4 protein-coding genes and 1 pseudogene are annotated in these 4,845 nt (G+C 74.1%); 4 read left to right on the forward strand and 1 reads right to left on the reverse strand.

From position 1 onward, the window contains the following. From G3I40_RS09500 to G3I40_RS09515, 4 genes are all read left to right on the forward strand, one after another. Positions 1 to 2,126 (forward strand): S41 family peptidase (locus G3I40_RS09500; protein ID WP_164301718.1); only part of this gene is annotated, 2,126 nt, incomplete at its 5' end. 180 nt (positions 2,127 to 2,306) lie between these two features. Continuing rightward, positions 2,307 to 2,660 carry a histidine triad nucleotide-binding protein gene (locus G3I40_RS09505; protein ID WP_164301719.1) on the forward strand — a complete coding sequence of 118 codons (354 nt, stop codon included), beginning with the start codon at positions 2,307 to 2,309 and terminating at the stop codon, positions 2,658 to 2,660. A 21-nt stretch (positions 2,661 to 2,681) separates the two neighbouring features. After that, the gene (locus G3I40_RS09510) at positions 2,682 to 3,590 is read left to right on the forward strand and encodes a ribonuclease Z (protein WP_164301720.1); all 909 of its coding nucleotides are present in this window, start codon (positions 2,682 to 2,684) and stop codon (positions 3,588 to 3,590) included. A gap of 26 nt (positions 3,591 to 3,616) precedes the next feature. Continuing rightward, positions 3,617 to 4,648, forward strand: a complete 1,032-nt coding sequence (locus G3I40_RS09515) for an adenosine deaminase (RefSeq protein WP_164301721.1) — start codon at positions 3,617 to 3,619, stop codon at positions 4,646 to 4,648. Here the strand turns inward: G3I40_RS09515 and G3I40_RS09520 are convergent. Next, positions 4,600 to 4,845, reverse strand: a pseudogene (locus G3I40_RS09520) (MFS transporter); the annotation flags it as partial. The gene G3I40_RS09515 and the pseudogene G3I40_RS09520 sit on opposite strands and share 49 nt — an antisense overlap.

Raw genomic sequence — 4,845 nt, forward strand, 5'->3', positions numbered from 1 at the left:
GCGCCACCCCGCGCAGGCTCGGGGCCGGGCGACTCGGCCGCGTCCTCGGCCTCACGGTCGCCCCGGACGGCGGGCGGGTCGCCGTGGCCGCCCACGACGGGCGGGTGCTGCTCGTCGAGCGGGACAGCGGCGACGTACGCGAGGTGGACCGCAGCGAGGACGAGCACGCCACCGGGCTCGCCTTCTCACCCGACTCCGCCTGGCTCGCCTGGTCGCACCCCGGGCCGCACGGCCTGCGCCAGCTCAAGCTCGCCAACGCCGCCGATCTGGCCGTCACCGAGGCGACGCCGCTGCGCTTCCGGGACTACGCGCCCGCGTTCACCCTCGACGGCAAGCACCTGGCGTTCCTGTCGGCCCGCTCCTTCGACCCGGTCTACGACGAGCACTCCTTCGACCTGGCCTTCGTGAGCGGCGCGCGGCCGCACCTGATCACGCTGGCCGCGACGACCCCGTCGCCGTTCGGGCCGCAGCGGCACGGCAGGTCCTTCGAGGCCCCGGACAGTTCCGGCGCGGCGGAGACCCCGGACAGCGAGGGCACGCCCGCCACCCGCGTCGACCTGGAGGGCCTCGCCGACCGCATCGTGGCGTTCCCTGTCGAGGCCGCCCGCTACTCGACGCTGCGCACCGCCAAGGACGGCGTGCTGTGGCTGCGCCACCCGGTGCTCGGCGTGCTCGGCGACTCCCGCGCCGAGCGCGGCGACCCCGATCCGAAGACCCGTCTGGAGCGCTACGACCTCGTGCAGCGGCGCATCGAGGAACTCGGCGCCGACGCCGACCACTTCGAGGTCAGCGGCGACGGCAAGCGGGTGCTGCTGTGGACCGGCGAGGCGCTGAAGGTCGTGCCCGGCGACCGGCGCCCCTCGCACGACGACGACAGCGACACGAACATCACCGTCGACCTGGCCCGCATCAGCCAGCGCGTCGAACCGGCCGCCGAATGGCGCCAGATGTACGAGGAGACCGGCCGCCTGATGCGCGACAACTTCTGGCGCGCCGACATGAACGGGGTCGACTGGCAAGGGGTGCTGGACCGCTACCGGCCCGTCCTCGACCGCGTCGCCACCCACGACGACCTCGTCGACCTGCTGTGGGAGGTCCAGGGGGAGCTGGGCACCTCGCACGCGTACGTCACCCCGCGCGGCCGGGGCGCCTCCGCCGCACGCCGGCAAGGGCTGCTCGGCGCCGACATCTCCCGCCACGAGGACGGTAGTTGGCGCGTGGACCGGGTGCTGCCGTCGGAGACGTCCGACCCGCGGGCCCGCTCCCCGCTCGCCGCACCGGGCGTCGCCGTGCGCGCCGGTGACGCCCTCGTGGCGGTGGGCGGGCGCCCCGTCGACCCGGTGACCGGCCCCGGCCCGCTGCTCGTCGGCACCGCCGACAAGCCGGTCGAGCTGACCGTCTCGCCCGCCGGGGGCGGCGATGCCCGGCACGTGGTCGTGGTGCCGGTCGCCGACGAGGAACCGCTGCGCTACCACGCGTGGGTCGCGGACCGGCGGGCGTACGTCCACGCGCAGTCCGACGGGCGCCTCGGCTACCTCCACGTGCCCGACATGCAGGCCCCCGGCTGGGCGCAGATCCACCGCGACCTGAGCGTCGAGGTCGCCCGCGACGGCCTCGTCGTCGACGTCCGCGAGAACCGGGGCGGGCACACCTCGCAGCTCGTCGTGGAGAAACTGGCCCGCCGGGTCGTGGGCTGGGACGTCCCCCGCGGCAGCCGCCCCTTCACGTACCCGATGGACGCGCCCCGGGGCCCGGTCGTCGCCGTCGCCAACGAGTTCTCCGGATCCGACGGCGACATCGTCAACGCGGCGATCAAGGCGCTCGGCATCGGCCCCGTGGTCGGCGTGCGCACCTGGGGCGGCGTCATCGGGATCGACAGCCGGTACCGGCTGGTGGACGGCACGCTGGTGACGCAGCCGAAGTACGCGACGTGGATGGAGGGTTACGGCTGGGGTCTGGAGAACCACGGGGTCGATCCGGACGTGGAGGTGGTGGCCGCGCCCCAGGACGTGGTCGCCGGGCGCGACCCGCAGCTGGACGAGGCCATACGCATCGCGCTGGCGTCGTTGGCGGACACCCCGGCGAAGGCCGCACCGTCGCTCCCGGACGCGCCCGCCCCGTCCTGACCCGTCCCGGGCCACGCACCGGTGAGGCTTCTCGCGCCCCGCGGCGCAGCCGCCGGTGACACCGCCCCGCGCGGCCCGCAGCGGCAGGCGAAAGCCCGACGGGGCAGGTGCCGCTGCCCGCCCCACGGACCTGATCGATACGATGCCCCGAACCGAGACGCCCCCGCAAAAGGAGCCCGCATGCCCGGCGAACCCCAGGCGGACTGCCTGTTCTGCAAGATCGTCGCGGGGGACGTGCCCGCCACGCTCGTCCGCGAGACGGAGACCACCGTCGCCTTCCGGGACATCAACCCGCAGGCCCCGACCCACATCCTGGTCATCCCGCGCGTCCACCACCCGGACGCCGCCTCCCTCGCCGCCGCCGAACCGGCGATCGCCGCCGACGTGCTGCGCGAGGCCGGCGAGGTCGCCAAGGAGGAGAAGCTGGACAGCTACCGCCTGGTGTTCAACACGGGCAGCGGCGCCGGCCAGACCGTCTTCCACGCGCACGCCCACGTGCTGGGCGGCCGCGGCCTGCAGTGGCCTCCCGGTTAGCCGCCGAGGGCCCAACCCCCCATGTCCGTACGTGAATTCGTCGTGCTCGGCACCGCGAGCCAGGTGCCGACGCGGCACCGCAACCACAACGGCTACCTGCTGCGCTGGGACAGCGAGGGCATCCTCTTCGACCCCGGCGAGGGCACCCAGCGCCAGATGCTGCGCGCCGGTGTCGCCGCGCACGACCTGAACCGGATCTGCGTCACCCACTTCCACGGCGACCACTCGCTCGGCCTCGCCGGGGTCATCCAGCGGATCAACCTCGACCGCGTACCGCACCCGGTGACCGCCCACTACCCGGCGTCCGGGCAGCGGTTCTTCGACCGGCTGCGGTACGCCACCGCGTACCGGGAGACCGTCGGCATCACCGAGGAGCCGGTGAGCGGGGACGGCGCCGTGCTCGCCGACACCCCGGCCTACCGCCTGGAGGCGCGCAGGCTGTCGCACCCCGTCGAGTCGTACGGCTACCTCCTCGTCGAGCCCGACGGGCGGCGGATGCTGCCCGAACTGCTCGCCGCGCACGGGATCGCCGGTCCGGACGTGGGGCGGCTGCAGCGGGAGGGGCGGCTCGGCGCGGTCACGCTGGACGAGGTCAGCGAGGTGCGGCGGGGGCAGCGCGTCGCCTTCGTGATGGACACCCGGCTGTGCGAGGGCGTGACCGCGCTCGCCGCGGGCTGCGACCTGCTCGTCATCGAGTCGACCTTCCTCGACGAGGACCACCAGCTCGCCTCCGACCACGGGCACCTGACGGCCGGCCAGGCCGCGCGGGCGGCCCGGGACGGCGGTGTCCGCCACCTCGTGCTCACGCACTTCAGCCAGCGCTACGGCGACCCGGAGGAGTTCGCGCGGCAGGCGCGGGCCGCCGGGTTCGAGGGGGAGCTGACGGTCGCCCGCGACCTGGACCGGGTGCCGGTGCCCAGACGCCGGTGACGCCGCCTGCTGCGTACGATGATCGAATGTCGCTCGCACCACTCGCTCGCATCCCCAAGGCCGAGCTCCACCTGCACATCGAAGGCACCCTCGAACCCGAGCTGGCCTTCGCGCTCGCCCGGCGCAACGGCGTCACGCTGCCGTACGCCGACACCGACGCGCTGCGTGAGGCGTACCTCTTCGCCGATCTGCAGTCCTTCCTGAACCTCTACTACGGGCTCATGGCCGTCCTGCTCACCGAGGACGACTTCGAGGCGCTCGCCGACGCCTATCTGGCGCGCGCCGCGGAGCAGGGCGTGCGGCACGCCGAGATCTTCTTCGACCCGCAGGCCCACATGGCGCGCGGCGTCCCCATGGGCACCGTCGTCACAGGGCTCTCGCGGGCGCTCGCGCGCAGCGAGGAACGGCACGGGGTCTCCACCAAGCTCATCATGTGCTTCCTGCGCGACCAGTCCGCCGAGTCGGCCATGGAGACGCTGGAGGCCGCGAAGCCGTATCTGGAGCACATCGTCGGCGTCGGGCTCGACTCCGCCGAGGTCGGCAACCCCGCCGCCCCGTTCCGCGAGGTGTACGAGGCCGCGGCCGCCCTGGGGCTGCGGAAGGTCGCGCACGCGGGGGAGGAGGGCGACCCGTCGTACGTGTGGGAGGCCCTGGACGTGCTCGGGGTAGAGCGCGTGGACCACGGGCTGCGGTCCCTGGAGGACCCGGAGCTGGTGGCGCGTCTCGTACGCGACCGGATCCCGCTGACGCTCTGCCCGCTGTCGAACGTGCGGCTGCGCGCCATCGACGTCCTGGAGGAGCACCCGCTGGTGAAGATGATGGACGCGGGGCTGTTGTGCACCGTGAACTCCGACGACCCGGCCTACTTCGGCGGCTACGCCGGTGACACCTTCCACGCCGTCCACGAGGCCCTCGCGCTGGACCACGAACGAGTGCGGGAGCTCGCCCGCAACTCGTTCGTGGCGTCCTTCCTCGACGGCAGCGCGCAGGACGAGGCGCTGCGGGCGCGCTACCTCGCCGAGGTCGAGGCGTACCCGTTGGACGACATCACGGGCTGAGCACCGTCCGGGCCCGCCGTCGTGAACTCGTCCTGCACCAGCTCGGGCCGGGCCTCGGCGACGGCGGGCAGTCCGGCCACGTCGAGCTCGAAGACCGGCTGCTCCGGCAGACCGGACGGCGGGACGAACGCGCCGACCGGGGCACCGCTGCGCCGCCTGGCCGCGGCCGCGAACAGCGGGCGGCCGCCCGTGTGCAG

The organism is Streptomyces sp. SID14478 (genome assembly GCF_010548525.1).
Lineage (GTDB): Bacteria > Actinomycetota > Actinomycetes > Streptomycetales > Streptomycetaceae > Streptomyces.